Here is a 23,975-nt window from a genome sequence, read left to right on the forward strand (position 1 = left end):
CCTTTGTTAATAAATGGTGTCGTCCGTAGTGTCGGTGACCATGAATATTTACGACCGATCGGTCGTAAAGTCAATATTTCTCGTCCGATGTGTGCTCTCACTTTGATTTTTAATCAATGGAAAGTTAAAAACCTGTTCTATGTAGCAAAAATTGTTACATCAATTGTATTACACTATCCCGAGTCCTATATTGGCTAAGATAATTAAGGCTAAAGCCTTGTATATTCAGGTCTACAAGACGGTTCTCTTTTAAGTGGTACGATGTGTTTTCATCCATTAATTAGATGAATGGTGCTGTTTATTTGTTCAGACTTGTTTATTAAATGTTAAATCATTGGGTTTAGTCGAAATTTTCTTCAACAACAAAAAAAGCTCAATAGAGCTGAGTGAGCAAGCCCGTGAAAGAAAGAAAAAAACGACCTGTAAATTTAGATCTGCAGACCATTCGCTTTCCTATAACCGCTATCGCATCAATCTTACACCGTGTCACTGGCGTGATTATGTTTGTGGCGGTCGGAATACTAATGTGTTTGCTCTCCCTATCCCTGTCTTCCGCTGAAGGTTTTAACGAAGCGAGTGTCTGGGTCGACAATATCCTCGTTAAATTGGTCTTATGGGGCATATTAACTGCTCTGTCTTACCATATTGCAGGGGGCATCCGTCATCTAATCATGGATTTGGGATATTGTGAAGAGTTAGAAAGTGGAACAAAAAGTGCAAAAATTGCCTTCGGTATCACAGTGGTACTTTCAATTCTGTCTTGGGGGCTAGTATGGTAAAAAATGTTTCTTCCCTCGGTCGCAACGGCGTCCACGACTACATTCTGGTACGTGCTTCTGCCATTTTAATGACCTTATATGTTGTCTATCTTGTCGGTTTCTGCGCATTTAACGAGATTACCTATGAAACCTGGACGGCGTTTTTCTCAGGAACGTTTACCAAAGTCTTCACAATGTTAGCGTTAGTATCAGTCTTGATGCACGGTTGGATAGGGCTTTGGCAAGTACTGACTGATTATGTGAAATGTTCAAAATTAAGAGTAGGACTGCAATTTGTGGTCATTGCTGTGTTACTCGGCTATTTGTTTTCTGGCCTATTTATTCTGTGGGGTGTGTAAGTGACTATTCCCGTTCGTGAATTTGACGCCGTTGTTATCGGCGCAGGTGGTGCAGGCATGCGAGCTGCACTGCAAATATCAGAACAAGGCCTAAGCTGCGCTTTGTTATCTAAAGTCTTCCCAACTCGTTCTCACACTGTGTCTGCCCAAGGGGGGATTACCGTTGCATTAGGTAACTCCCACGAAGATGATTGGCAGTGGCATATGTACGATACCGTCAAAGGGTCCGATTATATTGGCGACCAAGATGCTATTGAGTACATGTGTAAGCAAGGTCCAAAATCTGTGATTGAATTGGAGAAAATGGGTTTGCCATTCTCTCGTTTCGATAACGGAAAAATCTACCAACGTCCGTTCGGTGGGCAATCGAGAGAATATGGTGGCGAACAGGCGGCACGTACTGCAGCCGCAGCCGATCGTACTGGACACGCATTGCTACACACGCTTTATCAACAAAACATCAAACATAAAACGACTATCTTTTCTGAATGGTATGCACTGGATTTAGTGAAAAACCAGGATGGAGTGGTAATGGGATGTACTGCGATTTGTATTGAAACGGGTGAAAAGTGTTATTTCAAAGCAAAAGCAACGGTACTTGCCACCGGTGGCGCGGGTCGTATTTACGCATCCACCACCAATGCGCACATCAATACCGGTGATGGTATCGGGATGGCGTTGCGTGCAGGTGTCCCAGCACAAGACATGGAAATGTGGCAGTTCCATCCGACGGGGATTGCTGGCGCGGGGGTGCTAGTTACTGAAGGGTGCCGTGGCGAAGGTGGCTACCTACTGAATAAAGATGGCGAGCGCTTTATGGAGCGTTACGCGCCAAACGTGAAAGACTTAGCCGGACGTGATGTTGTTGCTCGTTCAATGATGATTGAAATCCGTGAAGGCCGTGGCTGTGAAGGTCCATGGGGCACTCACTTGAAACTAAAATTGGATCATCTTGGCAAAGAAGTTCTTGAATCTCGCTTGCCAGGTATTTGTGAGCTATCTCGTACCTTTGCACACGTTGACCCTGTAAAAGAGCCGATCCCAGTCATTCCGACGTGTCATTACATGATGGGAGGGATTCCTACTCAGGTTTCTGGTCAAGCTTTGAAACAAAATGCAGCCGGAAAAGATGAAGAAATTCCAGGATTGTTTGCTTGTGGTGAAATCGCGTCTGTCTCTGTGCACGGAGCTAACCGTCTTGGCGGTAACTCTCTGCTTGATTTGGTGGTCTTTGGGCGTTCAACTGGTTTACACCTTGGTGAAACATTAGCATCGTACTCCGAAGCGCGTGATGTCACCGAATCCGATATTGAAGCTTCTCTATCTCGTTCAATGCGTTGGGAAAATAGCACGAGCGGTGAGGATCCATTCCAAATCCGTAAAGATTTGCAGAACTGTATGCAAACCAACTTCTCAGTATTCCGTGAAGGCGATGCGATGGCTGAAGGTTTGAAAGAACTGCAAGAGATTCGTGAACGTTTAGATAATGCCCACCTTGCGGATAAGTCAAAAGAGTTCAATACTCAACGTATTGAATGCTTAGAGTTAGATAACTTAATGGAAACAGCGTTGTCCACTGCTGTCGCGGCAAACTACCGCACGGAAAGCCGTGGAGCACATGCCCGTTTTGATTATCCAGATCGTAATGATGACGAATGGTTATGCCACTCTATCTATAATCCGGAAAATGAAAAAATGACGAAACGCCATGTGAATATGCTACCGCAATATCGCGAACCGTTTCCACCAAAAGTACGTTCATACTAGGGAGGCCACACCATGAAAGTTAACTTCTCTTTGTATCGATATAACCCGGACGAAGATAAAAAACCCTACATGAAGGACTACACGCTCGACGTGAAAGAAGGGTCTGACATGATGGTATTGGATGCTTTGATTCTATTAAAAGAACAAGATCCGAGTATCGCGTTCCGCCGCTCGTGTCGTGAAGGCGTGTGTGGGTCAGATGGTTTGAACATGAATGGTAAAAATGGTTTGGCCTGTATCACGCCGTTGTCGGCTTTGGGTCAAAACAAAACGATCGTGATTCGTCCATTACCGGGGCTTCCTGTGATTCGTGACTTAATCGTCGATCTGACACAGTTTTATGATAACTACGCGAAAGTGAAGCCGTTCTTAATTAATGATGGTGAGTTACCACCGTCACGAGAACATCTGCAATCTCCAGAAGACCGTGAGCAAATAGATGGTTTGTACGAATGTATCATGTGTGCATGTTGTTCAACTTCTTGCCCATCATTCTGGTGGAATCCGGATAAGTTTATTGGTCCTGCAGGTTTATTGGCAGCTTATCGCTGGTTAACCGATAGCCGCGATACCGCAACGGATGAGCGCCTCTCTGAATTGGATGATGCGTTTAGTGTGTTCCGCTGTCACGGAATTATGAATTGCGTCAGTGTTTGTCCGAAAGGGCTGAATCCAACGAAGGCGATTGGCAACATCAAGTCGATGTTATTAAGTCGTTCAGTGTAAATACACAATGAGCAGGCGCATAACCTGCTCTTTACTCGCTCGGATGATCGCATCTGTAGCGTAAATCGAAACTACTGGTAAAGGGAAAACAATGCAGAACGGCGTGATGAAGGCATGGCTCGAGTCTTCACACTTGTCTGGCGCCAATGCAACTTATGTAGAAGATATCTACGAATTGTATCTAAGCGACCCCGACCTGGTGAGTGATGAATGGAAACGTGTTTTTGATGAGTTGCCACAGCAACCTGATAACGTGGTCGATCAACCACATTCACGTGTCCGAGATTACTTCCGGAGACTGGCACAAGAGACAAAGCATTATAGTGTGCAGGTAAGTGACCCTGAAGTCGATGCAAAACAAGTAAAAGTCCTCCAATTGATTAATGCCTATCGATTCAGAGGCCATGAAGCGGCTCAACTCGACCCATTAGGGCTCTGGAAACGAGCACCGGTGGCGGAATTAGAACCGTCTTTTCATAATCTTTCCAATGATGATCTCGAAGAGTCTTTCAATGTCGGTTCATTTGCCATTGGCAATGACACCATGAAGCTGAAAGATATTCATCAATCTCTCAATAATATTTATTGCGGCCCGATCGGTGCAGAGTATATGCACATGACAGATACCGAGCAAAAACGTTGGATTCAACAGCGTTTAGAACCGGTTAATGGTCACCCGCAATTTAGTCAAGAAGAAAAACAAACCTTCCTTGAAGAATTGACCGCTGCTGAAGGTTTAGAGCGCTATCTAGGAGCGAAATTCCCAGGCGCTAAGCGTTTCTCTTTGGAAGGTGGTGATGCCATGATCCCTATGACGAAAGAGCTAATTCGTTATGCGGGTTCTCAAGGTATGCGAGAAGTTGTTATCGGTATGGCCCACCGTGGGCGTTTGAATATGCTGGTCAACGTACTTGGTAAAAAACCGCAAGGTTTGTTTGATGAGTTCGCTGGTATCCACGATGACACTTGGGGTACTGGTGATGTGAAATACCACCAAGGCTTCTCTGCTGATTTCGCAACCCCAGGAGGGGATGTTCACTTAGCACTCGCATTTAACCCTTCTCATTTAGAAATTGTTAACCCGGTTGTGATTGGCTCTGTCCGCGCGCGTCAGGATCGATTAAATGATGATGATGGCACCAAAGTATTACCTATCACTATTCATGGTGATTCGGCGATTGCTGGTCAAGGGGTGGTAGCTGAAACCTTTAATATGTCGCAAGCCCGTGGTTTCTGTGTGGGTGGTACAGTACGAGTAGTCATTAATAACCAAGTGGGTTTCACTACCTCGAATCCACGAGATGCCCGTTCAACAATGTATTGTACGGATATCGCTAAAATGGTTCAGGCGCCGATTTTTCACGTCAATGCCGATAATCCAGAAGCCGTGGCCTTTGTCACACGCATCGCTTTAGATTACCGCAATACATTTAAAAGTGACGTTGTTATCGATTTGGTTTGTTATCGCCGCCATGGCCACAATGAAGCGGATGAGCCTAATGCCACACAGCCTTTGATGTACCAAAAAATCAAAAAACACCCAACGCCACGTAAGTTGTATGCGGATGTGTTAATTGAACGTGGTGAAAGCGATACAGAAAATGTCACTCAAATGATTAATGAGTATCGTGATGCTTTAGATCAAGGTGAAGTTGTCGTGAAAGAATGGCGCTCCATGACTATGCACTCCGTTGATTGGTCGCCATATCTTGGCCATGAATGGAATATGCCGTGGGATGACAAAGTTAGTCGTGAGCGGCTAGTCGAGCTGGGACAGCGTTTATGCCAACACCCTGAAAGCCATAAATTACAAAGCCGTGTCGAGAAAGTTTACCACGATCGTAAGAACATGATTGCGGGTGAAAAAGCATTGGACTGGGGGATGGCTGAATTGTTGGCATATGCAACCTTGGTTGATGATGGGCATCGTATTCGTATTTCAGGACAAGATTCTGGCCGTGGAACCTTCTTTCACCGTCATGCTGTGCTACACAACCAAGAAGATGCAAGCACGTATATTCCTCTGCGCCACATTCATGATAAACAGGGCCCATACCAAGTATTTGACTCCGTATTATCAGAAGAAGCGGTATTAGCATTCGAGTATGGCTATGCTACCGCCGAGCCTAGTGGTTTGACGATTTGGGAAGCGCAATTTGGTGACTTTGCAAATGGTGCTCAAGTGGTTATTGACCAGTTTATCTCATCGGGCGAACAAAAGTGGGGGCGCTTATGTGGTCTTACTATGTTGTTGCCACATGGTTATGAAGGTCAAGGTCCTGAGCATTCCTCGGCGCGTCTCGAACGTTATTTGCAGCTGTGTGCTGAACAAAATATGCAGGTAGTGGTTCCGTCTACGCCAGCTCAGGTTTACCACATGCTACGTCGCCAAGTTGTACGACCTATGCGTCGTCCACTTGTAGTGATGTCTCCAAAATCCTTGCTACGTCACCCTCTATGTACGTCTTCATTAGAAGATCTGGCAGATGGAACGTTCCAAGCGGCAATCGGTGAAATTGATGATATTGCTCCAGAAAATGTCAAACGTATCGTCTTTTGTTCCGGTAAAGTTTATTACGACTTGCTCGATCAGCGTCGTCAAAACGATCAGCAAGATGTGGTGATTATCCGGATTGAGCAGCTTTATCCATTCCCAATGGATGAGGTGCGCGCATTACTTGCTCAGTATCCACATGTTATGGATTACGTATGGTGTCAAGAAGAGCCACAAAACCAAGGCGCTTGGTATTGTAGCCAGCATAACTTCCGAGCCGCAACGCCAGTTGGCTCCGAAGTTCGCTACGCCGGACGCCCAGCATCAGCATCACCTGCGGTTGGTTATATGTCGGTACACCAAAAGCAACAGAAAGCGCTAGTGGCTGACGTGCTCACTATTAATTAGAACTAGAAATAAAAGATTAAGTAAAAGGAAGATGAGATTATGACCATTGAAATTCTGGTTCCAGATTTACCTGAATCCGTCGCTGATGCGATGGTCGCAACTTGGCATAAAAAGCCAGGTGATGCTGTCACTCGCGACGAAGTTATTGTTGATATTGAAACCGATAAAGTTGTTCTTGAAGTCCCTGCGCCAGATGATGGCGTGTTGGAATCGATCATTGAAGATGAAGGTGCAACGGTTTTAGGTAAGCAAGTAATCGCTAAGTTAAAAGTCGGTGCTGTTGCTGGTGAACCAACCAAAGACAAAGCCGATAACAGTGAGCCTTCTCCTGATCGCCGTCATAAAGCGTCACTATCGGATGAATCTAACGATTGGTTAAGCCCTGCTGTACGCCGCCTATTGGGTGAGCATAACCTCGAAGCCGGTGATGTAAAAGGCACTGGCGTTGGCGGCCGTATTACTCGTGAAGATGTTGAAGCACATTTAGCGAAAGGGACTTCAACAGAGAAAAGTAGTGCCTCAGCTGCGCAATCTGAACAGGTTGAAGTCACGGAAGTGAAGCCAGGGCGCAGCGAAAAACGTGTGCCAATGACGCGCTTACGTAAACGAGTGGCTGAGCGTTTACTTGAAGCGAAAAATAATACGGCAATGTTGACAACGTTTAACGAAGTGAACATGAAACCAATCATGGACTTACGTAAACAGTACAAAGATGTTTTTGAGAAGAAACATGATATTCGTCTCGGTTTTATGTCTTTCTATATTAAAGCTGTGACTGAAGCCTTAAAACGTTACCCACAAGTGAATGCATCATTGGATGGCGATGATATTGTGTATCACAACTATTTTGATATCAGCATTGCTGTCTCAACGCCACGTGGCTTGGTCACACCGGTTCTTAAAGATACTGATACATTAAGTGTCGCAAATATTGAGAAAGGCGTTAAAGAGCTCGCGATTAAAGGACGTGACGGCAAACTGACCGTTGATGAATTGACAGGCGGTAACTTTACGATCACCAATGGTGGTGTGTTTGGTTCACTGATGTCGACGCCAATCATTAACCCGCCACAAGCGGCAATTTTGGGTATGCATAAGATTCAAGATCGTGCGATGGTCGTTGACGGACAAATTGAAATATTGCCAATGATGTACCTAGCACTGTCTTACGATCACCGTCTCATTGATGGTCGTGAGTCAGTTGGTTTCTTGGTGACAATCAAAGAACTACTTGAAGATCCAGCTCGATTATTACTGGATGTATAATCGTGGTGATGTCGCCTGTTTAACAGGCGACATCATACCGAGCTAGGTATTGTACTCTCTGGCTCGGATCCGCCACATATGATGGCGATTACTTGAGTCTCCCGACAAGACGTGAAGTCCTGAACCTCAGGCTCTATGGATAAAAATCAAACAGACGGAACAACATAATGAATTTGCATGAATATCAAGCCAAACAGCTGTTTGCAGAATTCGGATTGCCTGTACCTGATGGGTATGCGTGTGACACACCACAGGAAGCGGCAGAAGCACCGGGTAAAATTGGCGGCGATAAATGGGTCGTGAAATGTCAGGTACATGCGGGTGGTCGCGGTAAAGCCGGTGGTGTTGAGCTACATGAAACTAAAGAAGGCATTCGTGAATTCGCGCAAAAATGGCTAGGTAAGAATCTAGTGACGTATCAAACAGATGCTAACGGTCAGCCTGTGTCAAAAATTTTGGTTGAAGCGGCATCTAATATTGAAAACGAATTGTACCTAGGAGCCGTCGTTGACCGTGCCACACAACGTGTTGTGTTCATGGCATCAACTGAAGGCGGGGTAGAAATTGAAAAAGTCGCGGAAGAAACACCTGAGCTGATTCATAAAGCGGCGATTGATCCGCTTGTTGGTCCTCAGGCCTATCAAGGTCGTGAATTAGCCTTCAAACTGGGCTTGAAAGGCGATCAAATTAAGCAATTTACTAAGATTTTCTTAGGCCTTGGCACTATGTTCACTCAATACGATTTGGCATTGCTTGAAATTAACCCACTAATCGTAACAGGCGAAGGAAATTTAGTGTGTTTGGACGGTAAAATTAATATCGATTCTAATGCGCTTTATCGTCAGCCAAAGCTGCGTGATATGCACGATGGCTCTCAAGAAGATGAACGCGAAGCCCATGCGGCGAAGTGGGAGTTAAATTACGTTGCTTTAGACGGTAACATTGGTTGTATGGTCAATGGTGCGGGTCTAGCAATGGGTACGATGGACATTGTTAATCTACATGGCGGGCAACCAGCTAACTTCTTAGATGTTGGTGGCGGCGCAACCAAAGAGCGAGTGACCGAAGCATTTAAAATTATTTTGTCAGATAGCAATGTTAAAGCCGTATTTGTCAATATTTTCGGTGGTATTGTACGTTGTGACCTCATCGCTGACGGAATTATCGGTGCCGTTGAAGAAGTCGGGGTTAAAATCCCTGTAGTGGTTCGTCTTGAAGGCAACAATGCTGAATTAGGCGCGAAAAAACTGGCAGAAAGTGGTCTCAATATCATTGCGGCAACATCGTTAGCTGAAGCTGCCCAAAAAGTTGTAGCAGCTGCGGAGGGTAAATAATGTCCATTCTTATCAATAAAGACACCAAAGTTATCTGTCAGGGATTCACTGGTGGACAAGGCACATTTCACTCAGAACAAGCGTTAGATTATGGTACTCAGCTTGTGGGCGGTGTTTCCCCTGGTAAAGGCGGTAGCACTCACTTAGGTCTTCCTGTATTCAATACAGTACGTGATGCCGTCGAAGCCACAGGTGCAACCGCGTCAGTTATTTATGTCCCAGCGCCGTTTTGTAAAGATGCGATTTTAGAAGCCATCGATGCGGGCATTCAACTGATTGTCACAATCACTGAAGGCATTCCAACGTTAGATATGTTGGAGGTTAAAGTCCGTCTTGATGCCGCTGGCGTACGTATGATAGGTCCAAACTGTCCAGGCGTTATAACACCAGATGAATGTAAAATTGGCATCATGCCCGGTCACATTCACCGCAAAGGTAAAGTCGGTATTGTTTCTCGCTCAGGGACATTAACTTATGAAGCGGTTAAACAAACCACGGATGAAGGCTTTGGACAATCAACCTGTGTTGGTATTGGTGGCGATCCTATTCCAGGCTCCAACTTTATCGACGTACTGCGCTTGTTTGAAGATGATCCAGAAACCGAAGCGATCGTGATGATTGGTGAAATCGGTGGTACTGCGGAAGAAGAAGCGGCAGCGTTTATTAAAGAACATGTGTCTAAACCTGTGGTTTCTTATATCGCTGGTGTGACTGCGCCTCCAGGTAAACGTATGGGCCATGCCGGGGCTATTATCTCTGGTGGTAAGGGTACGGCAGATGAAAAATTTGCAGCACTTGAGTCAGCAGGGGTTAAAACAGTGAAAAGTTTAGCAGAAATTGGCTCAGCACTACGCACTGTTACTGGCTGGTAACGTTAGTTGTCAGCAAATAGTAAAAACCCAAGCTTTGGCTTGGGTTTTTTTATATCTTCGAGCAACATCATAAAATCAACGAATAGTCATCAGCGAGTGGCATCCCTAGTATAGAATTAACAGGCCCTGTTTTATCTAACAAAAAGCAGGATTAAAAACTATATTATAATTGTTACTAACACGTACAAGGCTAACTAATAATGGATATGCTCCTTCCTATCATTTTCAATAATATTGTGCCAATTGTGGCGCTGATTTTAATCATCGCGTTATTGAAAAGCGGTATTAAATTTGTTCCACAAAACCAATCATGGATTGTTGAACGCTTCGGTAAATATCAAGCAACTAAATTAGCGGGTTTAAACTTTATTATTCCGTTCATTGATCATGTGGCGGCTGTACAAAGCCTTAAAGAACAAGCACAAGATGTGCCTTCACAGTCAGCGATTACCCGCGATAATATTTCTTTAGTGGTAGATGGTGTTTTGTATTATCGAGTTCTCGATTCTTATAAAGCAACGTATGGTGTTGATGATTATGCGTTCGCGGTAACGCAATTGGCGCAAACGACGATGCGTTCAGAACTGGGTAAGATTGAGTTAGATAAAACCTTTGAAGAGCGCGATGTTTTGAATACCAATATCGTGTCATCTATTAATCAAGCGGCAGAACCTTGGGGCATTCAGGTTTTACGTTATGAAATTAAAGATATTGTGCCGCCGCAATCGATTATGGAATCGATGGAAGCGCAAATGAAAGCGGAACGTGTTAAGCGTGCTCAAATTTTAGAATCGGAAGGGGATCGTCAAGCCGCTATCAATGTTGCAGAAGGTAAGCAGCGTGCGCAAGTACTCTCTGCAGAAGCCGATAAAGCAGAGCAGATACTTAGAGCAGAAGGTGAAGCGAAAGCCATTTTGGCGGTTGCACAGGCACAAGCCGAGGCGATTCGTACCGTAGGTGAGTCCGCCGATACAGAAAAAGGCCAAAAAGCGATTCAGTTAGATTTGGCGACCAAAGCGATTGAAGCAAAACAAGCGATTGCAAAAGAGTCTTCCATTGTGATGCTGCCTGAAAGCAGCATGGATGCCAGTTCGTTAGTGGCGCAAGGCATGTCTATTATTAACAAACTGAATACGAAAGGATAAAGCCCACGTGTTGCTTGCTTATTTGCCACAAATATTAATAGCGCTTGGTATCCTTGCATTGATTTTAGAAATTACTGTGTTTGGATTTACCACATTATTATTATTTTTTCTTGGCGTTGGTTTTTTGCTCACAGGAATCAGCATGCAGCTGGGTTGGCAAGCGGTTGATATTACCCATGCTGTTTGGTCTGTATCGTTACTGACCATTGCGGCGGCATTGTTGCTGTGGAAGCCATTACGGCAGATACAAAACCACACGGAAAAACCTTCGCAGCCATCGGATTTTGCTCAGGTGTCGTTTCAATTGCCGGGTGATACAACACCGCACAGTGACGATGTATTTCACCAATATTCTGGTATTCGTTGGTATGTACGCAGTCAGACACCTTTGCCAAAAGGTCAATGGGTAAAGGTAGTTAAAACAGACGTCGGTATTATGTGGGTAGAACCTCTGGATGAAGAGGCTTCACAAGAATCATAGTTCAGCAAAGAGAGTCAGATGGCTCTCTTTTTTTATGTAAATTTTTCATATTGATGAAAAATTGCCGCGAAGATGGCGTATTAAGCCGCCAATGAAATGAGCAAGGGCGTCGAAACTATACGTGAGATAACAGAAGATACATTCGAGTCGGTGGTGTTGAATTCTAAAGCCAGCGAGGCGATTGCCGACCAAGCTAGATCTTTGAAGGATTACCACTGGCTGCTGAACCTTAGTTATTGGTTATTCTTAGTTAGCCCATTGGTTCTTATCATCTGCTTTGCTTTGTGTTTCTCTTCTCCTCTCTCTCTTCTATGAGCTCCGTATTTATCCTCTGAAGTTAGCACCACTCTAAGCTGAGTGAGCTTAGAGTGGTAGATTACGCATAAAAATCGAGTGTTTTTTGATGTAACTCAAAAGGTCGGTGAAATAACTTGTTAAACTCAGCACGCTGAATGCAAATATTTCTCATTTAGACTCTTATTAAGTGACATACAATGGCAATGAAATTAAGTGAACTTGAAATAGGGCAGGATGCTGTCATTTCCGGCTTCGACGAACTATCGAATGAAACTCGCAAAAAGCTGATGATTATGGGTATTTTACCGAATACGGCGATAATGCTGGTACGTCGTGCGCCACTCGGTGATCCTTTGCAAGTCGATGTGCGTGGTGTTTCTATCGCATTACGTTCGAGTATTGCTCGCGCTATTCAAGTGGAGATACGCTAAATGCAATATCAACTATTAACTGTGGGCAACCCCAATAGCGGCAAGACGACTTTATTCAATGGGTTAACTGGGGCTCGTCAGCAAGTGGGGAACTGGGCGGGAGTGACGGTTGAAAAGAAAACCGGACATTATCAATTCGACGATCACACGATTCATTTAACCGATTTGCCGGGGATCTATGCTTTAGACAGTGGCAATGACGCGAACAGCCTTGATGAAGCGATTGCCTCGCAGGCAGTCTTGACTCATTCAGCGGATCTTATTATCAATGTCGTTGATGCCACGTGTTTAGAGCGCAGCTTATATATGACGGCGCAGCTGCGTGAGTTGGGACGTCCAATGGTGGTTATTCTCAATAAAATGGATGCATTGAAGCGCTCACGGCAAACCATTGATGAAACCGCCTTAGCGAAACTTTTAGGCTGCCCAGTTCTGTCATTAAGTGCGAATAGTACCGCTGATGTGCGTCAATTAAAAACCATCTTGAACGAGCAGTTAAAGCAGGGTTTGACTCTGCAGCCACTGCATATTCAATATAGCGATGAATTTGAAGGAGTGATTGGTGATCTCACCTCGGTCATACAACCCAGCGATCATATTGCGCCGCGTGCAATGGCGATCCGAGTTTTGGAAAATGACCGCTTGATGGTTGATTCACTGCCGAAGGATGTGCAAGCGTTCATCACACAGAAAAGGCAGCAGTGTTCGCTCGATATTGATTTGCATATTGCTGATACAAAATACACATTGCTGCATGAATTCTGCCAAACCGTACGGCGAAATGAGGGTAAGTTAAGTCATACGATGACGAACAAACTGGATCGTATTATATTAAATCAGTGGGTAGGCATCCCATTTTTCTTCCTTGTCATGTACACCATGTTTATGTTTTCTATCAATATTGGTAGCGCTTTTATCGACTTTTTTGACATCAGTTTTGGTGCCGTATTGGTTGATGGTGGGCATTATCTGCTCGACTCCCACTTACCTTCTTGGTTGGTCACACTTATTGCCGATGGATTAGGCGGAGGGATTCAAACGGTTGCCACCTTTATACCGGTAATTTCTTGCTTGTACTTATTTCTTGCGGTCTTAGAAAGCTCAGGGTATATGTCACGCGCGGCCTTTGTACTAGACAAAATTATGCAAAAAATTGGTTTACCTGGTAAGGCATTTGTCCCACTTGTATTGGGCTTTGGTTGTAATGTTCCAGCGATCATGGCAACGCGAACTTTAGATCAAGAACGTGAGCGTAAACTGTCGGCAACCATGGTTCCATTCATGTCTTGTGGTGCACGTTTACCCGTATATGCACTCTTTGCTGCGGCGTTTTTTCCTGATAACGGGCAGAATATTGTTTTTGCTTTATACCTTCTAGGGATTGTTGCGGCTGTGTTTACCGGCTTGTTTTTTAAACATACGTTATATCCAGGGTCGAGTGATTCACTGATTATGGAAATGCCGGATTACGAGGTTCCAACCTTGCGTAATGTTGTCATTAAAACTTGGCAAAAATTGAAACGATTCGTGTTAGGCGCTGGGAAAACTATTGTATTGGTTGTCACCATTTTGAGTTTTCTCAATTCGGTTGGTCTCGATGGGACATTTGGTCATCAAGACACGGCCGACTCGTTATTATCTAAAGCGGCACAGGTCGTGACGCCAGTATTTGAGCCTATGGGGATCGAAGCGGACAATTGGGCGGCGACAGTTGGAATCATTACCGGTATTTTTGCCAAAGAAGCGGTGGTGGGTACCTTGAATAATTTGTACACCTCACAAGATAAAGGGACCAGTGATTATGATCTGTGGGGCAGTTTACAAGACGCGGTTTTATCCATTCCTGAGAACTTAGCTGGCCTTAACTTTAGTGACCCAATGGGAATTGAGGTGGGGGATTTGACGAATACTCAGGCAGTCGCACAAGAGCAAGACGTCGATAGCAGTATTTTTACTAACTTGAATTTAAACTTTAGTAGCGGCTATGCAGCGTTCGCTTACCTTATTATGATTCTATTGTACACGCCATGTGTTGCGGCCATGGGAGCTTACGTTCGTGAGTTTGGCGGGCGGTTTGCTGGATTGATTGCTGCATGGACGCTAGGAATAGGCTACGGAGGCGCGACCTTATTTTATCAGTGGTCGCAATTTGGTGTTCAACCAGTAGAAGCGGGAATATGGACGGTCAGTATACTTGTGACGGTGGGAGTTTTGTTTTTTTACTTACGCCGAAAAACGCAGATACTTCAATCGATTAAGGTCAGTGTGGCATGATTCTTTTTGAACTAAAGCGTTACATTGAAGCTCATGCTGGGTGTTCAAGGCGTGATTTAGCCAAGGCATTTGCCATGAGTGAAGATGGTGTCGATGCAATGTTAGCGGTATGGATAAAAAAAGGCGTGCTCTCGCGTTATGAAGATACCAATGCAGCTGACTGTGTTGTGCGAGTACGCTATGGTATGAATGCCAGCGATGGTCTTTCGGTGCATGTAACCATGTAAGTGGATTCGTCGCTCTGGTATATATAACGCCCAGCCAGTGCTGGGCGTTATTGTTTACACTTATGCCAAGAGCGTCCGAAATAAATCAGAGTGACTCAATGCTTGGCGTAGCTGAGTCAGCATTGCGCTCTGCTGCTCGGCGGTGCGCCAGTCACCGGGGGTATTTCCCCATACAGGTCCCGGCCAGGCCACATCGGTTTCGAAACGAGCGATATGATGAATGTGGAGTTGCGGCACCATATTACCGAGCGCACCTAAGTTGATCTTCGCCGGATGGAATTCAGATTCTAGCGCTTCGCTGACCACTTGTGATTCCAATAAAAAAGCTTGCTGTTCAGCCATTGGTAAATGATGTAGCTCGCGCAATTGTGGTTTCTTAGGGACCAAAATAACCCATGGCACGGCATTATCTTTATGAAGTAGGGCGATACATAAAGGGAAATGACCAATGATATCCGTATCTTTTGCTAGCTGGGGGTGAAGAGTAAAACTCACAGTCTTATCCTTAAATATTGCAATTAATCATGGCAGAAATAACAAAAAAGGTTGGCTAATGCCAACCTTTTATTCAGTGTAGACTGATTGACAGCCTGACGAGTAAGAAAACTTACATACGTTCCAAGGTATTGATACCCATTAGGTTCAAACCTTGCTTGATCGTTTTAGCCGTGAGCGCAGCAAGACGTAAACGGCTTTGTTTTACGCTCTCTTCTGCACTTAAAATATTACAGGCTTCGTAGAAGCCAGAGAATAGACCTGCAAGCTCAAACAAGTAGCTACATAGAATATGTGGTTGACCTTCACGTGCTACGGATTGTACGGCTTCTTCGAATTGCAATAATTTTGCTGCGAGTGTTTTTTCTTTCTCTTCAATCAATTGAATTTGACCACTCAGGTTATCCATCGATACCCCAGCTTTAGAGAAGATAGAAGCGACACGCGTGTAGGCATACTGCATATAAGGGGCAGTGTTGCCTTCAAATGCCAACATATTATCCCAATCGAACACATAGTCGGTCGTGCGGTGTTTAGAAAGATCGGCATATTTTACCGCCGCCATTGCAACTGTTTCCGCAATATTGCTTTGCTCTTCTGCGCTCCAATCAGAGTTCTTTGATGCAATCAAAGTTTGAGCGCGTTGTGAAGCTTCATCAAGCAATTCCGCTAACCGAACAGTGCCACCAGCACGAGTCTTAAATGGACGCCCATCTTTACCTAACATCATACCAAACGCGTGATGTTCAAGGCTGACACTCTCTGGAACGTATCCCGCTTTACGTACTATGGTCCACGCTTGCTGTAGATGTTGATGTTGACGTGAATCGATAAAGTACAAGACACGATCCGCGTTTAGGGTTTCATAACGGTATTTTGCACAAGCAATATCGGTGGTGGTATATAAAAAGCCACCGTCACGCTTTTGCACAATAACACCCATTGGGTCGCCATCTTTATTCTTGTATTCGTCCAAGTAAACCACTTGTGCGCCGTCACTTTCTTGAGCCAATCCTTGTTCTTTAAGATCAGCAACAATGTCAGAAAGCATGTTGTTGTACATGCTTTCACCCATGACGTTATCACGGCTTAATGAGACGTTTAGGCGATCGTAGTTACGTTGGTTTTGAATCATGGTCACATCAACCAGTTTTTTCCACATATCCAAACAGTATTGATCGCCGCCTTGCAGCTTCACCACGTACGCACGCGCTTTTAATGCGAACTCTTCGTCTTCATCGTACAGTTTTTTTGATTCACGATAGAAGTTTTCAAGATCGGCTAACTCCATTGACACTTCGTTGCCAGATTCTTGTTGAACGCGCTCTAAGTTTGCAATCAGCATACCGAATTGCGTTCCCCAATCACCAATGTGGTTAGCGCGCACAACGTTGTGCCCTAGAAATTCAAGTGTACGTACAACTGCATCGCCAATGATGGTTGAGCGTAAGTGCCCAACGTGCATTTCTTTCGCCACATTCGGCGCTGAGTAATCGGCAACGATCGTTTGTGGTTCTTCCTTAGCAACGCCTAGACGTTCATCAGCCAGTGAAGATTCAACGGATTGAGCTAAAAATTCGTTGCTCAAAAAGATGTTGATGAAACCAGGACCAGCGATTTCTGTTTTACTTGCGATGCCATCAAGATCCAACACATCCAAGACTTTCTGTGCAAATTCACGCGGGTTAGTGCCCAGTTTTTTCGCTGCGCCCATTACGCCATTGGCTTGGTAATCACCAAATTGTGGTTTTGCTGATTGGCGGACAGCCGCAGGAGTTCCTGCAGGTGCGCCAGCGGCTTCAAGAGCCAGAGAAACTTTTTCATTAATCAGTGCTTGGATATTCACTCGTTTGTCCTTCAATTCTCGGAATTGGCTGGGTATGCTTATTCAACACTTGCAAAAGTGGATGCATATCTCAATTTTGTTCATCAATTGATGCACATAATAGCAATTTTATTTGCGGTCTTATAGTACGTAATTTCCCTAAACTTCCACTTTTAGTGTCATTATTGATAGTATCTATTGAAAAACAGACCTTTGGATAATTCACAATGTCGGATCTCTTATCGCAAGCCCAGTTACATCCTCAACAAATGCTCGCCAATCTCGAAACCTTTATGGAGAAAATAAAACAATTAGCCCAGCTTGCGCAATTAGATATTCATAATGCCAAAATTGACCATATTGCTCTAAGAGTGAATGACGATGAATTGGCGCGCTTGGCTCATCATGCTTGGCAAGCTTATGGTCAAGAAATTTCCGCGGCACAGATTAACGGTCGGCCGATTGTTGTTTTTGAATTTTACCGTCCATTAATCGTGGAGGGGTGGAGTATTGAGTGTTTAGAGTTACCATACCCCGTATCAGGTAAAAGGTATCCTCAGCAAAGTTGGGAGCACATTGAAGTTGTGATGGCGGGCGAAGGAAATACGGCGCAGGAGTATCTTGAGTCATTATTAATGCAACATCCCAAAATGGCACAAGTCTGGCCGACGCTAACGCAATTAGGTATTCAAGTGAAATTGTCGAGCCCTAAAGGCGATGGCGAGCGGCTGTCTAATCCAACTGTGGCTTTAAAGTGGCAAGGCGTGACGCTAAAAATTCACCCGCATTCACTCAAACACGTTATTGAGTCTGAGCGTTGCGGGGAATAACCATCACTAGCCGATATCGTAGGCTTTAGGTCGTAGTTGGAAGGCTTCTATTGAGCCAACTTCGTGACCATCTTCTAACGGCGGTATATCTTGGTGAACATTCCCTTTAGTATGCATGACTAAGCGGTTTGCCGTGCGTGGTTTTAGCTCGTTAACCACAAAGCGAATCATATCGCTACGGCTGAGTTGCTTGAGCTCTTGGAGTACGGTTTCACGCTGGTGGAATGACCAATCTTTATTACCAATTGCAACCCAAAAGCGCTGTGCGCGTGAGCGTAGTGTCTGGTCCGGGCTGGAAATTTGATTCCATAAACCGCGTTTACTGCTATGCCATTGATAATCATTGAGCTCCAGCAGCACCATATATAAAGCGTTTAAAAATTCATCGACGGCATCGATCAGATCGATCGGTGCTGCATTCGGCGATTGCACATATAACACAATGCCGGGATGACGATTTAACGGCATATTCCCTGTACCAACCATGTAGCCTAATTGTTGCTTCGTACGAATTTCATTGAAAAACGCCGCTGACATAAGATGGTTTGCGAGTGAATATAACGCAATGCTTTTGGCATCCATTGTTTCTGATTGGTAGTACACCAAAATCGCCGAGTCTTCTTGATCACAAGATACCTCATAATTAAATGAGCCATTATTGCCCAGCATGACGAGAGGGCGTAAGGATTCTTCATATTCTTGATCTTTTACTCGTAGCGCATCTTTTAGCTGTTCCCCCAATGCCAATGCTTCGTCACGTAACCAATCGCCATAAACAAACATTTCTACATGCAATTGCGCTAACACTTTTTCGACAAAATCACTCAGCTCAGTCACGTCTATGGTTTCAAGTGCTTCCAATAAATGCTGATAAGACGGGTTGTTAGGTTGCAATAACCCCGTCATCGCATTGAAAAGCTGCGCGATAGGGCGATCTTGTGACGCATTACTCCAACTGCGGCTTAACTGATTTTTGACGCTAGAAAAACGTGCGTCACTAAAATGACGTTCGGAAAATTTGTTAATGATCATAGCCAGCAATTGTGGCTGCTTTTCACTGAATCCAGAAATGGATAAGGTAACCCCACCTTGGTGGGCATATAAGTTATACCCCATTCCTGCAATTTCGGCTTGGTATGTTTCTTCTGCTAGCGAGTCTAAGAACATCTCGACACATAAGCGTGTCATGACGATATTACGAGCATTGGCTACCGCATGGGGGCTATCAATCGCGATATACAACACTCCCTTAGGGACAGGGAAGGTTTGGTCTTGCATATGCCATAGACGAAACCCCGGTGACTCTCCGGCGATTTCAGGTTCTGTTTGATGATTTAATAGTGGCTTGGCTTGTAAATCGTAACAGATGAACGGATTTTTGGGCGGCAATTCGAACGCTTTGATGGTACGTGGTTGTTGCCACTGAGCAATTTGTTCTTTACTGAACGATTGTATCTCATAGGGCGTAAAGTACCATTTTGCTTCTTGCGTGTAGGACAGGTTTTTGGCGACTAAAGTAACTCTAAGATTGTCAGGAGTAAAATGCGTGAGCTGCTCGCGTAATAGAGCTTCATCGTATTCACGCATCATGTAGTCACCATAAATGGTGTCCTCGGGCATGTAGCGTTGTAAGTTCATCGAAAGATGACTGGCTAAATCGATAGGACGAGCCATTTCTTGAAAACGAAACGCTGACTCAAGGACTGCTTGTTTTTCGGCATAACGCCATTTATCTAGGCCATCTTTCGCAATCGTCTCAATGGCGTAAAAAACCATTTCAATGATTTCATCCACATGCTCTATGCCTGTTTCAGTCAATGAGCAACTGACCGAAAACTCACGATAATTATTACCACTATTACCGCCACCGGCTGATAAAGATGTAATCCAATCTTTATCTCGTAAACACTGCATTAGGCTTCCCGCACCTTCGTAACCCAGCAGATGTGCAAAGTATGATAATGGCTTAATTTGGTAATGAGGTTCATGACCAAGGATCGGAAAACTCATAATGAGTTTACGCATATCTTTGATGGGTTCGACATAAATCATCTTAGCCGTATGCTCTGAAGTAACAAACGGAGTATGCAACAACTTGGGAGCCAGTTGTTTATTGTCGATCGTCGAAAAATACCTTTGTGCCCAGGCCGCTAACGTAGCGAGTGGTTCTGGGCTAATTAGGGTTAGGGTCATCAGGTCAGCGGAATAGTGAGTATGATGAAACGCAATGATCTCGTCACGGATAGTGGCATTATCACGGTCGCAAAGTGTTGCCTGATTGCCGACTGAAAACTTAGCGAAAGGGTGTGCGGGGTTAATCGTTTCTTTCTGCACTTGATATAAACGTCTCGCATCATCGTTCAGCTTCATTTTGTATTCTGAGTCGACGGCTTGACGTTCTTTTTCTAATGAGTCTGCATTAAATAAAGGCGCAATAAAGAATTGACTAAAACGAGCTAAAGCGTTTTCGAACGCGTTCGCATAGACATCAAAAAAGAAACATGTGTGCTCGGTGCCTGTCCATGCATTATTACTGCCACCATGCTGGCTAATATAGTTTTGGAACTCACCGGCTTTAGGATATTTTTCGGTCCCTAAAAACAGCATATGTTCGAGATAATGAGCGAGCCCCTCACGGTGTTCAGGATCGTCAAAATGTCCGACATTTACGGCAAGGGAAGCCGCTGATTTCTGCGCGTCTTCACTCTGAATCAAGAGTACTCTCAACCCGTTTGCAAGAGTGAGGTGTTGATAGAGATTGTTGTCATTGGGACTTACGTGCACGCGGACTCTCCGAAATGTGGGGGTTGAGGTTAAGTATGGCTTTGAAATCATTGAGCGCAAAGACAGAAGCATCGTTTTGCGGACTGGCTTTCTATTTTAGCTGGTTACAGGAGTATTTGATAGAGTGTTAACAGTGTCGAATACTCAGTGAGTGAGCTTGCTATAATCGTACACTGATATTGTTGCTCATGACCATTTAACTGAGAGTGCGATAACGACGATAGAACACAACCCTTATAGCGAGTACATTATCCGGCGAGTCGATGGCGTAGGCACTTTAGAAAATTGCAAACAAGACGTTTGCTAATAGGGTAGTAAAGCGGTTACCATGCGGCGCTTTTTATCGAATTAGAGAGTATTAATACTCTGTATCTCAAGATTTAAGACTGGAAAGTAGGTAAAGATAATGAAAATATTTATTATGCGTCATGGTGAAGCTGATGCATGTGCATCCAGTGATGCCGAACGCCCGCTAACCGCAAGAGGTCAAAGTGATAGCGTTGCAGTGGCTAAAACATGCCAAGCGCAGTATGGTGCGCTGACCATTGATAAAGTTTTAGTGAGTCCTTACTTACGAGCACAACAAACTTGGCAGCAGATCGAAAACAGCTGCTTCGCCAAAGATGTTCAAGTGTGTGAAGATATTACCCCTTACGGTCAAGCTGATGATGTCTTGGAATATATATTGGCAATGACCGAACACCAAAACCTTGACTCTGTGATGGTTGTCTCGCACCTTCCTTTGGTTGGATATTTGGTTGCTGAATGTGTGGCCGATATTCCTGCGCCTATGTTTACTCCGTCTACACTCTACTGTATTGAGTACGATGTTATCGCACGTCGTGGAGAGGTATTGTGGTCGGTTAGGCCATAGCTGGTCGTAAAACGACCGATGTTTTATGTTGTAAAGTCATAATAACGACGCTGTAGCATCGAGAGTCTCTTTCTTTAAGCAGTTCATGTCGACAACACGATATGCTTAGGGTCTAAGGGGGCGTTGAGTGTCGGAAAATTGACTTTGAACATGGACTAATTTTTGCATCCACTCCAAGATTGCGCGTTTAGCGCCCATTCGTTTTTTCTTTGATGCTTGATTAGCCTATGAAATTTACTCTTCCTTTTGCGGACAAATTACCACCGATCCCGAAGCGCGCTATGCCTGCCATCGGCGCACCGATTATGGTTCTGGCAACTCTCGGTATGATCGTGTTGCCAATGCCAGCGTTTTTATTGGATTTATTTTTCACATTCAATATTGCGTTGTCGTTGGTTGTATTACTCGTGACCGTTTACACGCGGCGGCCCTTAGATTTTGCAGCTTTTCCGACTGTATTGCTTATTGCTACGTTATTACGCTTAGCATTGAACGTTGCCTCAACTCGAGTGGTGCTGTTAAAAGGCCATGAGGGCGGCGGCGCTGCGGGTAATGTGATTGAAGCGTTTGGTAACGTCGTTATCGGTGGTAACTACGCTGTCGGTTTGGTCGTATTCTGCATCTTGATGATCATCAACTTTGTCGTTGTCACCAAAGGTGCTGGACGTATTTCCGAAGTTAGTGCTCGCTTTACGTTGGATGCTTTGCCGGGTAAACAAATGGCGATTGATGCCGATTTAAATGCTGGTCTTATTGATCAAGAACAAGCGCGTACACGTCGTAGTGAAGTGACCAAAGAAGCCGATTTCTATGGCTCTATGGATGGTGCGTCAAAGTTTGTTAAAGGGGATGCCATCGCCGGTATCTTGATCCTGTTCATTAACATTCTTGGCGGCTTAACCATAGGGATGATTCAATACGGCTTAGGGTTTGGTGAAGCGATACAAATCTATACCTTACTGACCATTGGTGATGGTTTGGTTGCGCAGATCCCTTCATTATTACTTTCGATTGGCGCCGCTATTATGGTCACGCGTCAAAATACTGATGAAGACATGGGGCAGCAGTTAGTTTTTCAACTGTTTGATAACCCCAAAGCTTTAATGATTACAGCCATCATCCTCGGCACGATGGGGATTGTGCCAGGAATGCCGCATTTTGCTTTCCTATTACTCGCCGCGGTCGCTGGCGGTTCAGCGTATTTGATTCAGCGCAAGCAATCCAAAGCCAATGACATTAACGCCAATCCTCCCGCACCGATGGAAGACGGAGGGCAGGGACAAAAAGAATTGTCTTGGGACGACGTGCAACCAGTCGATATGATTGGTTTGGAAGTTGGGTATCGGTTGATCCCGCTTGTCGATAAAGACCAAGGTGGTGAGCTACTCGATCGAGTTAAAGGGGTACGTAAAAAGTTATCCCAAGACTTTGGGTTTTTGGTTCCCCCTGTTCATATTCGCGATAACTTAGAGTTGGCGCCAAATAGTTATCGTATTACCTTAATGGGCGTCGCCGTTGGTGAAGCTAATATTCATCCTGAACAAGAGTTGGCCATTAACCCTGGGCAAGTCTATGGGATGATGGACGGAGAACCAACGGTTGATCCTGCATTCGGCTTAGAAGCCGTCTGGGTGCGTGGTGAGCAGCGTGAACATGCACAAGCCCTCGGGTACACAGTTGTTGACTCAGCGACTGTGCTAGCGACCCATTTAAGTCAATTGCTTACCAATAATGCCTCACAACTGATTGGTCATGAAGAAGTGCAAAATCTACTCGAAATGCTTGGGCGTAATACTCCTAAGCTGGTGGAAGGGTTTGTGCCTGAGTCCTTACCACTCGGAGTTGTCGTCAAAGTGTTACAAAACCTTTTAAATGAAGCGATTCCGATCAGAGATATTCGGACAATTGTACAAACTCTGGCTGAGTATTCGAGTAAGAGTCAAGAACCTGACATCTTAACCGCAGCAGTCAGAATTGCATTGAGACGATTAATTGTTCAGGAAATCAATGGTATAGAGTTGGAGCTGCCTGTAATTACGTTGGTCCCAGAGCTGGAACAAATATTGCATCAAACAATGCAAGCCTCCGGAGGAGAATCAACGGGTATCGAACCGGGATTGGCAGAGCGTTTGCAAGAATCTCTAACTCAAGCAACGCAAGAACAAGAATTGAAAGGCGAACCAGCCGTATTGTTGACATCCGGCGTACTGAGATCGACGTTGGCTAAGTTTGTGAAAAATACAATTCCTAACTTACGTGTACTTTCTTATCAGGAAATCCCGGATGAGAAACAAATTCGCATAGTGCAGGCAGTGGGTAATTAATTCG

19 protein-coding genes are annotated in these 23,975 nt (G+C 44.7%); 16 read left to right on the top strand and 3 right to left on the bottom strand.

Annotated features, from left to right (window positions below):
* Positions 1-386 precede the first annotated feature (386 nt).
* From sdhC to OCU30_RS03865, 13 genes are all read left to right on the top strand, one after another.
* Positions 387-779 carry a succinate dehydrogenase cytochrome b556 subunit gene (gene sdhC, locus OCU30_RS03805; RefSeq protein ID WP_077311608.1) on the top strand — a complete coding sequence of 131 codons (393 nt, stop codon included), beginning with the start codon at positions 387-389 and terminating at the stop codon, positions 777-779.
* On the top strand, positions 773-1,117 hold the full coding sequence (gene sdhD / locus OCU30_RS03810) for a succinate dehydrogenase, hydrophobic membrane anchor protein (RefSeq protein WP_077311610.1): 345 nt from the start codon (positions 773-775) through the stop codon (positions 1,115-1,117). The genes sdhC and sdhD overlap by 7 nt, the downstream gene beginning before the upstream one ends.
* Positions 1,118-2,884, top strand: coding sequence for a succinate dehydrogenase flavoprotein subunit (sdhA, locus tag OCU30_RS03815; RefSeq protein ID WP_077311612.1), 1,767 nt, complete (start codon positions 1,118-1,120; stop codon positions 2,882-2,884). It abuts the gene before it with no gap.
* A 12-nt stretch (positions 2,885-2,896) separates the two neighbouring features.
* Positions 2,897-3,610 carry a succinate dehydrogenase iron-sulfur subunit gene (locus tag OCU30_RS03820; protein ID WP_077311614.1) on the top strand — a complete coding sequence of 238 codons (714 nt, stop codon included), beginning with the start codon at positions 2,897-2,899 and terminating at the stop codon, positions 3,608-3,610.
* Between the two features lie 91 nt (positions 3,611-3,701).
* Positions 3,702-6,512 carry a 2-oxoglutarate dehydrogenase E1 component gene (gene sucA, locus OCU30_RS03825; protein ID WP_077311616.1) on the top strand — a complete coding sequence of 937 codons (2,811 nt, stop codon included), beginning with the start codon at positions 3,702-3,704 and terminating at the stop codon, positions 6,510-6,512.
* Between the two features lie 39 nt (positions 6,513-6,551).
* Positions 6,552-7,778: a 2-oxoglutarate dehydrogenase complex dihydrolipoyllysine-residue succinyltransferase gene (gene odhB / locus OCU30_RS03830; protein WP_077311618.1), complete on the top strand. Its 1,227-nt coding sequence runs from the start codon at positions 6,552-6,554 to the stop codon at positions 7,776-7,778.
* Positions 7,779-7,945: 167 nt separating this feature from the next.
* Positions 7,946-9,112 (top strand): ADP-forming succinate--CoA ligase subunit beta, encoded by a 1,167-nt coding sequence (gene sucC, locus OCU30_RS03835; protein WP_077311620.1) that lies wholly within the window; start codon positions 7,946-7,948, stop codon positions 9,110-9,112.
* A complete protein-coding gene (sucD, locus tag OCU30_RS03840) occupies positions 9,112-9,984 on the top strand; it encodes a succinate--CoA ligase subunit alpha (protein WP_077311622.1) in 873 nt (290 codons plus the stop codon). Before sucC ends, sucD begins: the two co-directional genes overlap by 1 nt.
* 200 nt (positions 9,985-10,184) lie before the next feature.
* The gene (locus OCU30_RS03845; RefSeq protein WP_077311625.1) at positions 10,185-11,129 is read left to right on the top strand and encodes an SPFH domain-containing protein; all 945 of its coding nucleotides are present in this window, start codon (positions 10,185-10,187) and stop codon (positions 11,127-11,129) included.
* Between the two features lie 7 nt (positions 11,130-11,136).
* Positions 11,137-11,610 carry an NfeD family protein gene (locus OCU30_RS03850; protein WP_077311627.1) on the top strand — a complete coding sequence of 158 codons (474 nt, stop codon included), beginning with the start codon at positions 11,137-11,139 and terminating at the stop codon, positions 11,608-11,610.
* A 500-nt stretch (positions 11,611-12,110) separates the two neighbouring features.
* The gene (locus tag OCU30_RS03855; RefSeq protein ID WP_077311899.1) at positions 12,111-12,338 is read left to right on the top strand and encodes a FeoA family protein; all 228 of its coding nucleotides are present in this window, start codon (positions 12,111-12,113) and stop codon (positions 12,336-12,338) included.
* Positions 12,339-14,612 (top strand): Fe(2+) transporter permease subunit FeoB, encoded by a 2,274-nt coding sequence (gene feoB, locus OCU30_RS03860; protein WP_077311629.1) that lies wholly within the window; start codon positions 12,339-12,341, stop codon positions 14,610-14,612. It begins immediately after the preceding gene.
* Positions 14,609-14,839: a FeoC-like transcriptional regulator gene (locus tag OCU30_RS03865; RefSeq protein ID WP_077311631.1), complete on the top strand. Its 231-nt coding sequence runs from the start codon at positions 14,609-14,611 to the stop codon at positions 14,837-14,839. The genes feoB and OCU30_RS03865 overlap by 4 nt, the downstream gene beginning before the upstream one ends.
* Before the next feature lie 60 nt (positions 14,840-14,899).
* Here the strand turns inward: OCU30_RS03865 and OCU30_RS03870 are convergent, their stop codons facing one another.
* Positions 14,900-15,334, bottom strand: a complete 435-nt coding sequence (locus tag OCU30_RS03870) for an HIT family protein (protein ID WP_077311633.1) — start codon at positions 15,332-15,334, stop codon at positions 14,900-14,902.
* A 112-nt stretch (positions 15,335-15,446) separates the two neighbouring features.
* On the bottom strand, positions 15,447-17,180 hold the full coding sequence (gene argS / locus OCU30_RS03875) for an arginine--tRNA ligase (protein WP_077311635.1): 1,734 nt from the start codon (positions 17,178-17,180) through the stop codon (positions 15,447-15,449).
* A gap of 206 nt (positions 17,181-17,386) precedes the next feature.
* Here argS and OCU30_RS03880 point away from each other — a divergent pair, with 206 nt between their 5' ends.
* Positions 17,387-17,989: a VOC family protein gene (locus OCU30_RS03880; RefSeq protein WP_077311637.1), complete on the top strand. Its 603-nt coding sequence runs from the start codon at positions 17,387-17,389 to the stop codon at positions 17,987-17,989.
* Positions 17,990-17,995: 6 nt separating this feature from the next.
* On the opposite strand, the gene OCU30_RS03885 is transcribed toward OCU30_RS03880, so the two are convergent.
* On the bottom strand, positions 17,996-20,773 hold the full coding sequence (locus OCU30_RS03885; RefSeq protein ID WP_077311639.1) for an insulinase family protein: 2,778 nt from the start codon (positions 20,771-20,773) through the stop codon (positions 17,996-17,998).
* Between the two features lie 406 nt (positions 20,774-21,179).
* Here OCU30_RS03885 and sixA point away from each other — a divergent pair, with 406 nt between their 5' ends.
* Together sixA and flhA are read left to right on the top strand one after the other, a co-directional pair.
* The gene (gene sixA, locus OCU30_RS03890) at positions 21,180-21,647 is read left to right on the top strand and encodes a phosphohistidine phosphatase SixA (protein WP_077311642.1); all 468 of its coding nucleotides are present in this window, start codon (positions 21,180-21,182) and stop codon (positions 21,645-21,647) included.
* Positions 21,648-21,874: 227 nt separating this feature from the next.
* On the top strand, positions 21,875-23,971 hold the full coding sequence (gene flhA, locus OCU30_RS03895; protein WP_077311644.1) for a flagellar biosynthesis protein FlhA: 2,097 nt from the start codon (positions 21,875-21,877) through the stop codon (positions 23,969-23,971).
* Positions 23,972-23,975 lie beyond the last annotated feature (4 nt).

Origin of the sequence: Vibrio palustris, assembly GCF_024346995.1 — a bacterium.
Lineage (GTDB): Bacteria > Pseudomonadota > Gammaproteobacteria > Enterobacterales > Vibrionaceae > Vibrio > Vibrio palustris.